Origin of the sequence: Pseudomonas sp. PS01301, from assembly GCF_029960215.1 — a bacterium.
Lineage (GTDB): Bacteria > Pseudomonadota > Gammaproteobacteria > Pseudomonadales > Pseudomonadaceae > Aquipseudomonas > Aquipseudomonas coleopterorum.
In genome coordinates this window covers 16872-32412 of record NZ_JASCPM010000002.1, presented here as the reverse complement: position 1 = coordinate 32412, position 15541 = coordinate 16872, and the positions used below count along the sequence as shown (strand labels likewise).

Sequence of the window (15541 nt, the reverse complement as noted above, 5' to 3'; positions counted from 1 at the left end):
TGCCACTCTCAGCGCAATTCATGGGGAAGACCGGCGTATCGCGCCGTGGACTCGCGCACCACGATCTGTGGCGCGATGATGTGTTGCGTGGCGGCTGTGCCGGCAGCGCCAGCGATCCGGGCCAGGAGCCGCTCGGCGGCGCTCTCGCCCAGCTCGCCGATACGCTGGCCCACGGTGGTCAGGGCCGGGTAGACGTAGCGGCTGAGCTGGATGTCGTCGAAGCCGATGACCGATAACTGCTTGGGCACGCGGATCCCCTGTTCGGCGGCAGCGCGCAGTACGCCCAGACCGATCATGTCGTTGGCAGCGAAAATCGCCGTGGGCCGCTCGCCCGCCAGCAGTTGCACCGTCGCCCGGTAGCCGCCCGGGCTGGTGAAGTCGCTGTGCAGGACATGACCTTTCGCGGGCTGTAGACCGTACTCGGCGAGCGCGCGATGGTAGCCGTCCATCCGCAGTTGCGCCACATGGGTATGCGCAGGCCCGCTGATGCAGGCAATGGCGCGATGGCCCAGTTCCAGCAGGTGCAGGGTGGCCAGGTAGCCGCCCTGCTTGTGGTCGATGCACACCAGATCGGCCGTCACCTCGTGCAAGCCGCGGTCGACGATGACCATGGGCGTGCGCACCGCCGCCAGCATATCGGTCAGCGCGGCATCGCCACCGACCGAAGCGAACACGATGCCGTCGACGCGCTTTTCCAGCAACACACGCAGGTAGTTGCGCTGCTTCTGCGGATCGTCGTCGGAGTTGCACAGGATCACGCAGTAGCCATTGCGCTCGCAGCAGTCCTCGATACCCCGCGCCAGTTCGGCAAAATACGGGTTGACGCTGTTGGGCACCAGCAAGCCGATGGTCGCCGTGCTGCGCGCCTTCAATGAGCGGGCCACAGCGCTGGGTACATAGTTGAGTTCGGCGATCGCCGACTCGACCTTGCGCCGCACGTGCGCGCTGACCGGGCGGCTGTTGTTCACCACATGGGAGACCGTGGTATAGGAAATCCCCGCCCGCGCCGCCACATCCTTGATGGTCGCCATGCTAGCCCCGCTTGCGCGCGCGTTGACTGCGATAGGTGTCCAGGACCACGGCGATGACGATCACGGCACCGGTGATGATGCGCTTGGTCGGTTCGCTGGCACCGATCTGCGCCAGACCGGCGGCGAGCACGGAAATGATCAGCACGCCGAAGAAAGTGCTGATGACCGACCCGCGCCCACCCATCAGGCTGGTCCCACCAATGACCACTGCAGCGATCACCTGCAGTTCCAGACCGGCACCGGCGTTGGGATCGGCCGCCTCGAGGCGGGAAATCTGGAACAGCGCCGCCACGCCCGCCAGCAGACCCATGAGGGAGAAGACCAGCACCTTGTAGGGCTTGGGATTGATCCCGGCCAGGCGTACGGCTTCCTCGTTGGTGCCGATGCCGATCAGATAGCGGCCGAACACCGTGCGGGTCAGGGTCAGGTGGGCGATGACGATCACCCCCAGCGCGATCAGGAACGAAGGTGCGATGCCGAAGGCCACCGGGTCGGACAGCCAGGCGAAGGCGTCACCGATGTAGGCGGTGCGCGAATCGGTCATCTGGTAGGCCACCCCGCGGGCCATTTCCAGCACGCCCAGGGAGACGATGAACGAAGGGATGCGCCAGGCCACGGTAATCGAACCGGTGATGGTGCCGGCGAGCGCCGCGCAGCCCATGCCCAACAGCGCGGCGGGCAATACACTCCAGCCCCAGCCGAGGATCGCGACGCTGACGGCGGAAGCAGCCAGTGCCAGCACCGAGCCTACCGACAGGTCGATGCCGCCGATGATCAGTACGAAGGTCATGCCAACGGCCAGAACCATCAGGTCGGGGATCTGGTTGGCGATGGTGCTGAAGGTGCTGTACGAGAGAAAGTGACTGCTGAGCACGGAGAACAGCACGATCATGGCCAGCAAGGCGCCGGCCAGGCCCAGGTAGGTCCCCAGGCCCAGGTAGGTGCCGGTGGGTTTGGCGCCAGGCGTGGCTTTGGGCAGCGTGGAAGTTTTCATTCAGGGATCCTTGCTGCAGGCTCGGCCAGCAGCGCATCGCGTTTTTGATAACCGGCGAACGCGGCGGCCAGCAGTTCATCCTGGCTCCAGTGTCCGCGCTCGAAAGTGTCGATCAGACGGCCGGCCGAGAGCACCGCGATGCGGTCGCAGATCAGCATCAGCTCGCGCAGGTCGCTGGAGACCACGACCAGCGCCTTGCCCTGGCGGGTCAGTTCGCCCAGCAGGGCATAGATGTCGAACTTGGCGCCGACGTCAATGCCACGAGTCGGCTCGTCGAACAGCAGCACGTTGCAGTCGCGCTCCAGCCAGCGGCCGATCACCACCTTCTGCTGGTTGCCGCCCGAGAGCTCGGCCACGGTTTGTGCCGGGCTGGAGCTGCGGATGCGCATGGCCTCGATCTGGCGCTGGGCCAAGGCCCGTTCGGCCTGGTTGTCGACGACACCCGCGGCGGAAATCGCCGGCATGTTGCCCAGGGCGATATTGGCGCTGATCGATTGCGACAGCAGCAGGCCTTCGCCCTTGCGGTCTTCGGTGATCAAGGCGATGCCATGGGCCACGGCATCGGCGGGACTGCGGATGGTGACAGGCTTGGGTGGCTGGCCAATCGCAACGGTACCGGCATCGCTGGCGTCGGCGCCGAAGATCAGCCGCAGCAGTTCGGTGCGCCCTGCCCCGATCAATCCGGAAATGCCGAAGATCTCGCCCTGACGCACCTCGAAGGACACGTCCTTGACCTTGTCGCCGCGGCTCATGCCTTGCACCTGGAACATGGGCGCGCCAATGCGTCGCTCACCCAGGTCGATGCGTTCGCCCAGTTCACGGCCGACCATGAGGTTGACCAGTTGCTCGCTGTCGTAGCGCGCCATCGGCTCGACGCACACCAGGCGCCCGTCGCGCAGCACGGCGATGCGTTGCGCGACCTGGGCCAGTTCTTCGAGGCGATGGGAAATGTAGATGATCGACACGCCGCGTTCGCGCAGGCGCAGGATCTGCGCGAACAGCATGTCGACCTCGCGCGCAGTAAGCATCGCGGTGGGTTCGTCGAGGACCAGCACCCGGCAGTCGCCGATCAGGTTGCGGGCGATCTCGACCATTTGCTGATGACCGATGCCCAGGTCGCTCACCAGGGTGTCCGGGTCGATGGCGTCGAGGCCCACCTGAGCCATGGCCTGGCGGGCCTGCTCACGCAGGCGCCGACGATCGATCCAGCCACCGCGACTGGGCAGATCGTGAAGGAACAGGTTTTCCGCCACGGTCAGCGTCGGCAACAGGTTGAGTTCCTGCATGACCATGCGCACCCCGCCACGCTCGGCTGCGGTACGGCTGCCGGGCAGCCAGGCCTGGCCCTGGAACTGCATCTGGCCGGTGGTTGGTGCTTCCAGGCCACCGATTATCTTCGACAGGGTGCTCTTGCCCGCGCCGTTCTCGCCGGTCAGGGCCAGCACTTCGCCGCGGTGCAGCTCAAGGTCGATGTCCCACAGCACGGGCTGGGCATAGGTCTTGCCGATGCCACTGACCGACAGTACAACATTGGATGTCATAGGGTTCTCCAGACGCGCCTGCCGATAGCAGGCCGAGGCAATGCCCAGGCCTGCCGCGAGACGCTCTGCATCAGGGCTTGGTGACGAGCTCGACCGGGGTCTGGATCACGCCGTTGGCGTCGACGTCGAGCTTGTCGCCCTTGATCATGCCCAATGCACTCTGGATGCCGAACACCGCCTGGCGGGCGGCGAACTGGTCGGCCGTGGCCAGTACGCGACCGTCCTTGAGCATTGGCTTGATGGCATTGATGTTGTCATAGCCCACCACCTGGACCTTGCCCGCCTTGCCTGCGGCACGCACCGCAGAGACCGCACCGAGCGCCATGCTGTCGTTGCCGGCCAGCAGGGCCTTGAGGTCGGGGTATTCATTGAGCATGGCGGAAGCGACGGCATTGCCCTTGTCGATTTCCCAGTTGCCCGACTGCACGGAGACGATCTTCATCTGCGCCGCTTCCATGGCGTCCTTGAAACCGGCCGTGCGCATCTGCGCGTTGGTGGTGGTCGGTACGCCTTCGATGATGCCGACCTGATCGCCTGCAGTGAGTTGCTTGGCCAGATAGTCGCCGACCAGCTTGGCGCCCTTGCGGTTGTCGGGACCCACGAACGGCACCTGGATGCCTTTGCTTTTGAGTACGCCAGCATCCAGCTGGTTGTCGATGTTGACGACCTTGATGCCGGCATCCATGGCCTTCTTGATGATCGGCACCAGGGCCTTGGAGTCTGCCGGGGCGATGACCAGTGCATCGACCTTGGCCACGATCATCTGCTCGACGATGCGGATCTGATTGGCGGTGTCGGACTCGTCCTTGATGCCGTTGGACACCAGATCGAAATCGGCGGCGTGTTCTTTCTGGTAGCTCTTGGCGCCGTCTTCCATGGTCAGGAAGAATTCGTTGGCCAGGGACTTCATGACCAGCGCGACCTTGGGTTTCTGGGTGTCGGCGAAGGAGGATTGCAGTGGGGCGATGGCGCCGATGGCAGCCATCAGGGAGACAGCTAGCAGGCGTCCAGCGAAGGGCAGCTTCATGGGGTTACTCCGATCTTATGATTGTTTTCGAGCAACGGTTCGCGGTTATTCGCAAACGTTTGCGTACTGGAAACTATGGCCATGCATCAGTCCTTTGTCAATCTCGTGGACATGCTTCCACCCAAGCATCTGTAGCACTCGCCACAACACCGCCCTGCAGGTGCGAGACAGCTCCGCATCACGATACAAACTCAGTCATTCATTCATCCTCGGGCCGAGCCCATAAAGATTGCCATGACTAACCACGAAGCCCTTGCCCTTCATACTGCAACCCCCAGGCTGCACGTTGTCGACGGCCGTGCACTTGCGCGGCGCGATGTCGTGTACCACAGAGATCAACCCGGTTTCGCGCAGGCACGTATTACCCGCCATGATTACAACGCCGGTGGGCAGCGTGTCTGTAGCATAGACCCTCGCCTGAATGCGGCCCGGTCCGAGCAACCCGACATCGAACCCAATCTGCAACAACGTTACAGCCTGGGAGGTCACTGCCTGCGCAGCCGTAGTGTCGACGCCGGCACCACTGTGACCTTGCACGACGCCTGCGGGCGTGAGGCGGTGACATGGCTCGCCAATGGTGTCGAGCAGAGCCGGCACTACGAGGCTGCGCCACTGCCTGGGCGACTCTTGTCTATCACAGCGCTGGGAACCGACGGAGCCACGCGGACAGCCGAGCGCTGGCAATGGGCTGATGGCCAGCCATGGGTGCGAGAGCGCAACCTTGCCGGGCACTGTCACACACGTTTCGACGGCGCCGGCAAGAATGTTGTCCAAAGCCGTAGCTTGCTCGGCTCAATCACCAGCGAGTGCTTGCAGCTGCTGCAAGGCCATGAGGAAAGCGACTGGTCTGGTGACGACCCCTTGGCTTGGGCAAGATGCCTGGAGCCAGAATGTTCGAGCAGTTCGGTGATTGTCGATACTTGCGGCGCGATCGTGGCCAGTGAGGATGCCAAGGGGCATCGTCAACGCCATGGTTTTGATCGCTGTGGGCAGTATCGGGCCAGTTGGGTCACCCCCATGGGCAGCAACGAAACGCCTGTGGTACTGGATGTCAGCTACGACGCCAACGGCCAGAGGCTGATGGAGCATGATGCCAACGGGTTGGTCACCCACCATACCTACGCACCCGACACCCTGCGGCTGGTCGGCAGGAAAACCACCCGCCTGCACGACCGTCGGGTTTTGCAGGATTTGCGTTACCAGTACGACCCTGTCGGATTGGTGACCCAGGTACGCGACCATGCCGAGCAGACGCGATTCTGGCGCAACCAGAAAATAGAGCCACAACAGGACTACCAGTACGACTCGCTATCGCAGTTGATACTGGCCAGCGGGCGTCAAATGGCTGCACTCGGCCGACCTGATAGCCTGCTCCATGCGCTGCCTGTCGACACCCATGCCTATACCCTCTATCAACGCCGCTACACATACGACCAGTCCGGTAACCTGCTGAACATTCGGCACACCGTCCCGGCTACCAGCACCGGCTACACGATCAGGCTTACAGCCTCCGCGCGGAGCAACCGGACCCTCCTGAGCGACCTTTGCGACGACCCCGCATTGATCGATAGCCACTTCGATGCCGCTGGCCAGCAGCGAGCGGTGGACGGCGCTCAACGCGCTGCCTGGAACAGTCGCATGCAACTGGGCAGTGTCACGCGAGACGCAGCAGGTAGCGAGCATTACCTTTACGGCCAGCATCACCAGCGGCTGCGCAAGACTCATGCTCACGGCAGTACTCGCTATTTACCGGGTCTGGAGTTGCAGCAGCACGACAGCCACGCTTTGCACTGCATCAATGTGACCGAGCACATTCGCGTGCTGCACTGGCCTCAGGGCAGCCCAGAGGGTCTGGCCAACGATCAGTTGCGCTACAGCTACACCGACCTGCTGGGCAGTCATGGCTTGGAAATCGATGGCGACGGCTGTGTCATCAGCCGCGAGGAATTCTTCCCGTTCGGTACCACCTCTGTGTGGGCCTGCCGCAATCAGACCGAGGCCAGTTACAAGACTCTCCGCTACTCGGGCAAGGAACGCGACAACACCGGCCTCTACTATTATGGCTACCGCTATTACCAGCCATGGACCGGACGCTGGCTCAGCGCCGACCCGGCGGGCGCTGTGGATGGCCTGAACCTGTACGCCATGGTCCGCAACTCACCGCTGTCAGCAGTGGACGACGACGGTCGTATGCTGCGGATCGTCGTAAAAGGCGGGATCGGTGCAGCCGGGATCGGCTACGAGGCCTATAAGCACAAGGACCGACAGTCCCAGGCGCCAGCACAGCCTGGCGATGCTTCGACGAGCGGCTCCATGGGCGACCGGCGGGCAGACCAGGTGATCGGCAAGATCCAGCGGATGAAGGACGAATTCAGCCCAGGGCAACAGATTCTGAACAGTGCAAAGGGCCGCGCACAAACGGCGGATCATCTGGCGCATGGTCAACTGCCGGGGGCCAATGCAGTCCTCAAGGGCGCTGAAAGTGTCGCCACTGTGGTCGAGTTCAGCCAGACAGGCGATCTTTCCCAGATCAACAAAGCGCCTCTGGCGAACGCAGTAGCTACAGACGCGGTAAACGGCGTTGCTCACAGCATCAAGGCCACCATCAAAAACACCCAGAAAGCCGTGAAAGGGGCTGCCGAAGTGGCAACGCTTTCCGACACCAAAGCTGCGGAAGTGGACGCGTCACTGGGCGATTTGAAAGAAGTTGCGAAAGACAAACTGATCACGAATGTGTCGCTGGGCGCCACGGTCAAAGCGGGCCTGGATGGAGCCGCCGCGGTAGTGCCTCATCCCGTCGCCAAGGTTGGCCTCAGAATCCTGTCTGCGGCGTGGACGGTGACGGGCGTGGTGCATGGCGCTGAAGAGCTGGGTGAGATTGCCAAAACCCACGAGGATCTGCTCGTGAGTAAGACCGGCGAAAACCTCATGGGGCAAATGAAGACGGTGAATGCGTCGAATCGTGGAGTGATCTTGGATCGCGTCAAAAAGAGCTACGGCTTCTCCGACACTCCATGAGGCCGGGCGCCGTCTGTTGCCAGAGCAGTAGCGCTGGCTATCTGCGACGTTTTGCCACTCAACTAATGGCCCCACCAACAGTCACAGCTGAATCGGTTACATTTTGTAGCCATTTCAGGGGTGCGAGCCCGAAGAGGCCGGATGAGCTTTATCTTGTGGATGGCCGTGCTGGGCGTCCTGCTGTTGATGCTGGCGCTGACGGCGTCTTACCTGCGCTGGCTGCCAGTGACCACCTCGGCGGTGTGCCTGGCATTCGGCGTGGCCATCGGTCCCATGGGGCTGGGGCTGTTCACCACCGATTTCAAGGACACCGCCTCCTGGCTCGAACGCCTGGCGGAGGCGGCAGTGTTGTTTTCGCTGTTCAGCACCGGCATCAAACTGCGGCTGGGGTTGGGCCGCAGTGCGTGGCGGGCGGCTTATATGCTGTCAGGTCCGGTGATGATCGTTTCGATCCTGGGCGTATGCCTGGTGGCGCACTATGCCTTGGGCTTGTCGTGGGGGGTGAGCATGCTGCTTGGGGCGATGCTGGCGCCGACCGATCCGGTGCTGGCGTCCATGGTCCAGGTGAACAGCGCGCAGGATTTCGACCGCGTGCGCTTCGGGCTGTCGGGCGAAGCCGGGCTCAACGACGGCACAGCCTTTCCTTTTGTGATCCTGAGCTTGCTGATGCTGCATCATGGCAGCCTCGACAGCCACTGGCTGGGTCAGTGGGCCCTGGAAAATCTGGTGTGGGGCGTCCCGGTCGGATTGCTGATCGGTTACGGGATGGGCCGGGCGATCGGCCATTTGATGATCTACTTGCGCGTGCGCCATGCCGACAGCACCAACTCGCCGAACGATTTTCTGGCGCTGGCCTTGATAGCACTGTCCTACTTTGCTGCCGCTTCCGTGGGCGCCTTTGGTTTTCTCGCCGTGTTCGCCGCAGGCCTGGGGTTGCGGCAGGCGGAGGTACGCACGTCGAACTCCGAGGTGCCTTCGGAGCATCTGGCCAAGCCGATCAGCGGGCACCGTGACATGGCTCCCGAAGAAGGCACCGTCACCCATCCCAACGATCTCGAAGACGGGCAGCTGGCCGCAGGGGTGATGATGGGCGACATCCTGGTGTTCGGCAATCTGGTGGAACGGTCCATGGAGGTACTGCTGATCACCATTCTGGGGGCGACCTTGTCCGCCTATTGGGATTGGCGAGCGGTGGGCCTGGCGGCCGCGCTGTTCTGCGTGATTCGGCCATTGAGCGTGTGGCTGCTGGTGAGCCGGCGGTTGCTCGACGGGCATCAGCGCGCGTTGCTGGGCTGGTTCGGCATCCGCGGGATCGGGTCGATCTATTACCTGTGCTATGCCCTCGCCCACGAACTGCCCGAGTCGGTCGAGCAGGTCTGCATCAGCCTGACATTGTCGGTGGTGGCGTTGAGCATTCTGGTGCACGGCATCAGCACCCAGCCGCTGCTGGAACATTACGAGCGTCGGCGAAAGCCGGTTTAGCGGCGGATGCCGTGGGTCAGGGAGGGCGCAGTGCTGCCGGCGGTGTGGATCCACCCCGTGCCGCGATCCCTGTAGCAGCGGCGCGAGCCGCGTCGTCGGTGCGTGCGGTATGCCTGGAGGTTCGCGGTGTTGCCGGACGCGGCTCGCGCCGCTGCTACAGGGTATCGGTTCGGATGCACCGGCCCGGTCAAAAAGGTATAGAATCCCCAGCATTTGAAGGATCGGTCGTTGTCATCCAGACGGGACCGATCGCGCATAACCCATACAGGCAGATCGGATATTGGAACAGCTAAAGCGCCTCGCTAGCGGGATTGAAGGGCTCGATTTGTTGCTCAAGGGTGGGCTGGTGGCCGGTGCGTCCTACATCGTGCAAGGCCGTCCCGGCTCAGGCAAGACGATCCTGGCCAATCAGTTGGGCTTCAATCACGTGCGTCAGGGCGGCCGCGTGCTGGTTGCCACACTGCTCGCCGAGTCCCATGAGCGCCTGTTCCAATACCTCTCCACCCTGAGCTTTTTCGACGCTTCGAAGATCGGCAATGAAATCCAGTTCGTCAGCGCTTTCGACACGCTGGAAAACGAAGGCTTGGATGAAGTGGTCAAGCTGCTGCGCCGCGAAATCAGTCGCCAGAAAGCAACCATCCTGATTGTCGACGGTGTGCTGAACGCCCGCTCCAAGGCCGATTCGCAGATCGATACCAAGAAATTCATCTCCGAGTTGCAAGGCCATGCGGCGTTCGCCGGGTGCACCGTGCTGTTCCTGACCAGTTCGCGTCTGGACGACGGCAGCCCCGAACACACCATGGTCGATGGCGTCATCGAGCTGGGTGAAGAACTGTTCAACACCCGTTCGGTGCGCCGCATCCAGTTGCGCAAGACCCGCGGCAGCGGCGCGCTGTCCGGCCTGCACGAGTGCGAGATCACCGACGACGGGTTGGTGGTCTATCCGCGCCTGGAAAGCCTCTACAGCCGCCCTTCCTGCCCTGACCTCACCGATCTGAGCCGAGTGCCTAGCGGCATTCCTGATCTGGACAACCTGATCGGTGGCGGGTTGCCGCGTTCCTCGGTGACCCTGGTCATGGGCCCCTCGGGTATCGGCAAGACCAGCCTGGGTATCAACTTCCTGGCGGCCTCGACCCCTGAGGAACCCGGACTGTTGTTCGGTATGTACGAATCCGAGCGCCGCCTGCAAGTGAAGGCGCGGTCACTGGGCCACGACTTCGAGACCCTGCAGGCCAGCGGCGCCCTGCACGTGTGCTGGCAGCCGACCACCGAAGGCCTGCTCGACGGGTTGGGCGCGCGCCTGCTGCATCAGGTCGAGATTCACGGCATCAAGCGCGTGCTGATCGACAGCCTGGGCGGGATGGCTCGCACGGCGACCAGTACCGTACGCCTGACCGAGTTCTTCAGCACCCTGATGAGCGAGCTGCGCACCCGTGGCGTGACCGTATTCGCCACCTGGGAAATCCGCGGCCTGTTCGGCCCGGAGATCACCTCGCCGGCTCCCGATCTTTCCAGCATCGTCGACAACATCCTGCTGACGCGATTTGTCGAACATGAGTCTGAACTAAAGCGGTTGATTTCTATTCTTAAGGTCAGAGACAGTTTTTATGATCCGTCGCTATTGGAGCTGGTCATCCATGGTCATGGAATCGACCTGAGAAAGGCGTTCAAAAATGCAGAGGCAGTGTTATCAGGTAGCGCCTCCACGATATCGAATCCGTGATGTTGCCGGGGTCGAACTGACATGGCCACTATCCTGATCGTCGACGATGAGTATCTCATCGCCGACATCCTTGGTTACGCGCTTGAAGACGAAGGCTACATGGCCGTGACGGCTGGCAATGGCAAGCGTGCATTGGAGATCCTCGATCGCGAGCGTCCCGCGCTGGTCATTACCGACTTCATGATGCCAGGCATGAACGGCCTTGAGCTGGCGAACAGAATTCGCGCCAACGAATCGTTTTGCACCGTGCCCATCCTGTTGATGAGTGGCGCACAAGGCAGCGTCGGGCGTGCCACGCCCGATCTGTTCGCTGCCGTCTACGACAAGCCATTCGATATCAACCAAGTGGTGGCGAAGGTTCGCGAGCTGGTGCCGCTGGAGCCCCTCAAGCCGCTTTGAGCGATAGCTTGCCTTACTACAGCGTCAGGATCTCGTAACCATCAGCCGTGACCGCCACCATGTGTTCCCACTGCGCGGACAACGACTGGTCGCGCGTGACCACCGTCCAACCATCGGCCAATTGGCGGGTGCCCGCCTTGCCTGCGTTGATCATCGGCTCGATGGTGAAGATCATGCCCTGGGTCAGCCGCATCCCCTCGCCCTTGCGGCCATAGTGCAGTACCTGCGGTTCATCGTGATAGATCTGGCCAATGCCATGCCCGCAGTATTCACGCACGACACTGAAGCCTTCGCGGTGCGCGACGCTCTGGATTGCGTGACCGATGTCGCCCAGGGTGGCGCCCGGCTTGACCACTTCTATACCGGCCAGCATCGCTTCATGGGTGGTTTCCACCAGACGCTTGGCCAATGGGCTTGGCTCACCCACGTAGTACATCCGACTGGTGTCGCCGAACCAACCATCCTTGATGACCGCCACATCGATGTTGACGATGTCGCCGTCGGCCAGCACGACCTTGTCGCTGGGCACCCCGTGGCAGACCACCTGGTTGACCGAGATGCACGCCGTTTTGGTGAACCCGTGGTAGCCAACATTGGCCGGGATCACCTTCAGCTCGTTCACGATGTAGGCGTTGCACAGCTCGTCCAGGTACTGCGTGGTGACGCCTGCCTGCACGTGCGGGGCGATCATGCGCAATACGTCAGCGGCCAGGGCACCGGCGTGGCGGGCCATGGCGATTTGCTCCGGGGTGCGGCTCAGATTCTTGCGGCTCACTGATTTCTCCTGCTATTGGAACCCCTATGCTAGCAGAGCGCCGGTGCATTGCCTCTCCGCGGCGCGATGACCTGATTTAATTACAAATCCCACAAAACTTTTTGTAACCATTTCGTTCATAAGACTCACAGCCCAGCGCCACACCGGCAGATGGTCGCGAAAAGCGCACAGGCAGTGACTTCGAACGCGGTTCGAAGACTTCAAGCTCCAAGCAGTTCGACATAATCATAATATCCGCTGGCACCGACGGCCCTTGGGACCGTCCCCCTCCATGCCCGGCATCGCACCACCGAACGCTGACACTTGCCTTGCTCTTTTCGTGCGCGATCCTGCGTGACGCATCACGACCTATTGCCTGCGAGCAATGAAAGGAATGAGCCTTGTCCAGTTCCAACACCACTGCACCTGATACATCGCCCGCGGGCGAAGAAAATGACGCCACCCGTACCAGCCCTGGCCAGATCGTGGTGCGCGTGGCGATCATCGCCACCATGGGCGCTCTGGCCTTCGGCTACGACACCGGGGTGATTTCCGGCGCCCTGCCCTTCATGACCCAAGGGCCGGACCAAGGCGGTCTGGGGCTCACTCCGTTCACCGAGGGCCTGGTAGCGTCCTCGTTGATCCTCGGCGCCGCGTTTGGCTCGCTGTTCGCCGGTCATCTGGCCGACAAATACGGCCGCCTGACCGCGCTCAAGGGCTTGGCCATCCTGTTCATGATCGGCGCCTTGGGCTCGGCCCTCGCTCCGACCGTGGCCATCATGGTCGCCACTCGATTCGTGCTGGGTCTTGCGGTGGGGGGTGCATCGGCGATCGTGCCGATGTTCATTGCCGAGATCGCCGGGCCCAACAAGCGAGCTCGCCTGGTCAGCCAGAACGAACTGATGATCGTCACCGGGCAACTGGTGGCCTATATCTCCAACGCCCTGCTGGCGCATTTTGCCCACACCCCCGACGTGTGGCGCTGGATGCTCGCCATCGCGGTGATCCCGGCGGCCCTGCTGTGGATCGGCATGCACTTCGTTCCGACTTCGCCACGCTGGCTCGCCAGCAAGGGACGGATGGAGGAAGCCCGCGAGGTGCTGGAAAAGATCCGCTCGAGCAAGAAGCAGGTCGACAAGGAAATGAAGGAGATCCAGGCTCAGAACGACGAGGAACGTGCCGACGTGAGCTGGTCCTCGATCTGGGCCGAACCCTGGCTGCGTCGGTTGCTGCTGGTGGGCATGGGCCTGGGCTTCGTGGCCCAGCTCACAGGGGTCAACGCGTTCATGTACTTCACCCCGGTGATTCTCAAGTCCACGGGACTGGGCACCAACGCGGCGCTCACCGCGACCATCGGCAACGGTGTCGCTTCGGTGATCGCTACCTTGATCGGCATCTGGCTGGTCGGTCGCCATGGCCGTCGGCCGATGTTGATGACCGGGCTGTGCTTCGTGGTCCTGGCGCAGGTGCTGCTGTGTGGCGTGCTGACCATGCTGCCCTCCTCGCTGCTGCAGAGCTACCTGGCGCTGGCCTGTATCCTGATGTTCCTGCTGTTCATGCAGACTTTCATCGCCCCGGTCTACTGGCTGCTGATGTCCGAACTGTTTCCTTCCCATCTGCGGGGCATGATGACCGGTACGGCGGTGTGCTTCCAGTGGCTGTGCAACGCGTCGGTGGCGTTCCTGTTCCCTATCGCCCTGGCTGGCTTCGGCCCCTACACCTTCATGCTGTTCGCGGCGATCAACGTCATGTCGCTGATCTTCGTCGCGATGTGCGTGCCGGAAACGCGCGGCAAGTCGCTGGAGCAGATCGAACGGCACATGGAGAAGGAATTCACCCCGGACGAACCCGCCAGCGCCTGAGGCGATACCGATCGCGGCTCGATATGTCCAGTCGGGGGTGTTGCAGGTAACATGGCTGAAGTTGTTTTCATCTTCAGCCTGTCGCCTGCAAGGAAGAACGCCCCCATGACCCACCCCGACGACGTCATCGCCAGCCGCGTTCTGCACCTGCTCGAACAACGCGCCGTGGGCACGTCCATCTGCCCTTCGGAAGTGGCGCGCTCGCTGGAGCAGGACGAGCCCGCGTGGCGCGCGCTGATGCCGGAGGTTCGCCGGGTGGCTCGGGCCCTGGCGGCCGCCGAGATCATCGACCTGACCCAGGGCGATGACCGGCTGAATCCCGACAAGGAACCGGAGGGGCCGATCAGACTGCGCCGGGGTGCGCACTTCAAGCACCCTTGAGGTCAATCCGCGGACGTGCGTTTGCAGACGTATACCTGACGGCCACAGTTTGCTAGGTTTCCCGACCGCCTTCCCCGATCTGGCCGAAATCAATGACCCGTACTCCTCCCCACGCTGCCACCGGCGCACCTGATCAACCGTCCCACCCGGCGAGCTTCTGGCTGATCGCCGTGGCCTTTCTGATCACCATGGTCGGCACCACCCTGCCGACGCCACTGTACGCCCTGTATCAACAGCATCTGGGCTTCGGTCCGACCTGGGTGACGTTGATTTTCGCCATCTATGCGGCCGGGGTGATCAGTGCATTGCTGGCCGTCGGCAGCTGGTCCGATCAATTGGGTCGGCGACCGATGCTGCTGGCAGGCTTGGCCATGGGCGCGATCAGCGCGGTGATTTTCCTGTGCACCGACTCCATTGGCGGATTGCTGATCGCTCGGCTGATCTCGGGCTTTTCGGCCGGGATCATGACCGGTACCGGTACGGTGGCAGTAATCGAAGCGGCGCCCAAGCGCTGGCAGAACAGCGCAACATTGGTCGCCACGGCGGCCAACATGCTTGGCTTGGGGCTGGGCCCGCTGCTGGCCGGTTTCACGTCACAGTTTCTGCCCTGGCCGGTGCACCTGGCCTTCGTCGTGCATCTGGTCCTGCTGCTGGCGGCAGTGGCCGCCATCCTGGCCGTCGGCGAGACGGCGCAGCGACCTGTCAAACCACGTCTGGGATTCCAGCGCCCGAGCCTGCCGGCAGCAGTGCGCGGCCCATTCATACCCGCCGCCATCGCCGGCCTTGCCGGGTTCAGCGTGACCGGATTGTTCACCTCGCTGGTACCGGCGATCATGCGCCAGGTCATGGGGCACGCGGGAGGCCTGGTGATCGGTGCAGTGATTCTGGTGCTGTTCGCTGGCTCCATCGTCGGGCAGGCCTGGGTCAGGCGAATTCGCGAAGCCGCGCAGATGACCGTTGGTTGCACTGTGCTGATCCTCGGCGTCGCCTGTCTGGGCCTGAGTATCGCCAGCGCCCAGCTCTGGCTGCTGGTGCTCGGCGGCGCTCTGAGCGGAATCGGCCAAGGCCTGACCTTTCGGGCCGGCATGGGCGCGGTGGCCAATGCCGCGCCCGTCGGCCAGAAGGCCGGGGTCACCTCGGCACTGTTCATCGTCTATTACCTGTCCATGTCGGTGCCGGTGATCGCCGTGGGCGTGAGCATTCCCGTGTTCGGGCTGCATCATTCCGCCGAGTTCTTCAGCGCCGTGGTGGCACTGATAGCGGTGCTGGCAATGCTCAGCATGAACATCGTGCGCGCCCGAGCGTCCAATGCCTGAGTCGACCGTCTGC

At 62.8% G+C, this 15541-nt stretch carries 12 protein-coding genes; 7 read left to right on the top strand and 5 right to left on the bottom strand.

Translation table 11 applies throughout. The features are described from left to right. Nucleotides 1–8: 8 nt before the first annotated feature. From QMX89_RS01130 to QMX89_RS01115, 4 genes are all read right to left on the bottom strand, one after another. Nucleotides 9–1031, bottom strand: coding sequence for a LacI family DNA-binding transcriptional regulator (locus QMX89_RS01130; RefSeq protein ID WP_282346057.1), 1023 nt, complete (start codon nt 1029–1031; stop codon nt 9–11). A gap of 1 nt (nt 1032) precedes the next feature. Then, nucleotides 1033–2025, bottom strand: coding sequence for an ABC transporter permease (locus QMX89_RS01125; RefSeq protein WP_282346055.1), 993 nt, complete (start codon nt 2023–2025; stop codon nt 1033–1035). Then, nucleotides 2022–3566 (bottom strand): sugar ABC transporter ATP-binding protein, encoded by a 1545-nt coding sequence (locus QMX89_RS01120; protein ID WP_282346053.1) that lies wholly within the window; start codon nt 3564–3566, stop codon nt 2022–2024. Before QMX89_RS01120 ends, QMX89_RS01125 begins: the two co-directional genes overlap by 4 nt. A 70-nt stretch (nt 3567–3636) precedes the next feature. Beyond that, entirely contained in the window at nt 3637–4593 is a 957-nt protein-coding gene (locus QMX89_RS01115; protein WP_090357397.1) for a sugar ABC transporter substrate-binding protein, read from the bottom strand. Between the two features lie 234 nt (nt 4594–4827). On the opposite strand from QMX89_RS01115, the gene QMX89_RS01110 reads away from it, so the two are divergent. From QMX89_RS01110 to QMX89_RS01095, 4 genes are all read left to right on the top strand, one after another. Then, on the top strand, nt 4828–7611 hold the full coding sequence (locus QMX89_RS01110; RefSeq protein ID WP_282346048.1) for an RHS repeat-associated core domain-containing protein: 2784 nt from the start codon (nt 4828–4830) through the stop codon (nt 7609–7611). 141 nt (nt 7612–7752) lie between these two features. Then, nucleotides 7753–9093 (top strand): cation:proton antiporter, encoded by a 1341-nt coding sequence (locus QMX89_RS01105; RefSeq protein ID WP_056843057.1) that lies wholly within the window; start codon nt 7753–7755, stop codon nt 9091–9093. 277 nt (nt 9094–9370) lie between these two features. Then, a complete protein-coding gene (locus tag QMX89_RS01100; protein WP_177331292.1) occupies nt 9371–10816 on the top strand; it encodes an ATPase domain-containing protein in 1446 nt (481 codons plus the stop codon). Between the two features lie 21 nt (nt 10817–10837). Further along, nucleotides 10838–11215, top strand: a complete 378-nt coding sequence (locus tag QMX89_RS01095) for a response regulator (protein WP_282346040.1) — start codon at nt 10838–10840, stop codon at nt 11213–11215. 16 nt (nt 11216–11231) lie between these two features. Here QMX89_RS01095 and map read toward each other — a convergent pair whose 3' ends face one another. Beyond that, the gene (map, locus tag QMX89_RS01090; protein ID WP_208598846.1) at nt 11232–11990 is read right to left on the bottom strand and encodes a type I methionyl aminopeptidase; all 759 of its coding nucleotides are present in this window, start codon (nt 11988–11990) and stop codon (nt 11232–11234) included. Nucleotides 11991–12370: 380 nt separating this feature from the next. Between map and QMX89_RS01085 the strand changes: the two genes are divergently transcribed. The 3 genes from QMX89_RS01085 (at nt 12371) to QMX89_RS01075 (ending at nt 15528) form a co-directional block, all read left to right on the top strand. Then, the gene (locus QMX89_RS01085) at nt 12371–13831 is read left to right on the top strand and encodes a sugar porter family MFS transporter (protein WP_049859152.1); all 1461 of its coding nucleotides are present in this window, start codon (nt 12371–12373) and stop codon (nt 13829–13831) included. Between the two features lie 51 nt (nt 13832–13882). Continuing rightward, nucleotides 13883–14212 (top strand): DUF3253 domain-containing protein, encoded by a 330-nt coding sequence (locus QMX89_RS01080; RefSeq protein WP_208598845.1) that lies wholly within the window; start codon nt 13883–13885, stop codon nt 14210–14212. 92 nt (nt 14213–14304) lie between these two features. After that, nucleotides 14305–15528: an MFS transporter gene (locus QMX89_RS01075; RefSeq protein ID WP_282346036.1), complete on the top strand. Its 1224-nt coding sequence runs from the start codon at nt 14305–14307 to the stop codon at nt 15526–15528. The last annotated feature ends 13 nt before the right edge of the window (nt 15529–15541 follow it).

What these genes read in the sequence shown, in the direction of transcription:
- QMX89_RS01130 (WP_282346057.1), bottom strand. Translation starts at nt 1,031, where the DNA reads ATGGCGACCATCAAGGATGTGGCGGCGCGGGCGGGGATTTCCTATACC.
- QMX89_RS01125 (WP_282346055.1), bottom strand. Translation starts at nt 2,025, where the DNA reads ATGAAAACTTCCACGCTGCCCAAAGCCACGCCTGGCGCCAAACCCACC.
- QMX89_RS01120 (WP_282346053.1), bottom strand. Translation starts at nt 3,566, where the DNA reads ATGACATCCAATGTTGTACTGTCGGTCAGTGGCATCGGCAAGACCTAT.
- QMX89_RS01115 (WP_090357397.1), bottom strand. Translation starts at nt 4,593, where the DNA reads ATGAAGCTGCCCTTCGCTGGACGCCTGCTAGCTGTCTCCCTGATGGCT.
- QMX89_RS01110 (WP_282346048.1), top strand. Translation starts at nt 4,828, where the DNA reads ATGACTAACCACGAAGCCCTTGCCCTTCATACTGCAACCCCCAGGCTG.
- QMX89_RS01105 (WP_056843057.1), top strand. Translation starts at nt 7,753, where the DNA reads ATGAGCTTTATCTTGTGGATGGCCGTGCTGGGCGTCCTGCTGTTGATG.
- QMX89_RS01095 (WP_282346040.1), top strand. Translation starts at nt 10,838, where the DNA reads ATGGCCACTATCCTGATCGTCGACGATGAGTATCTCATCGCCGACATC.
- QMX89_RS01080 (WP_208598845.1), top strand. Translation starts at nt 13,883, where the DNA reads ATGGCTGAAGTTGTTTTCATCTTCAGCCTGTCGCCTGCAAGGAAGAAC.
- QMX89_RS01075 (WP_282346036.1), top strand. Translation starts at nt 14,305, where the DNA reads ATGACCCGTACTCCTCCCCACGCTGCCACCGGCGCACCTGATCAACCG.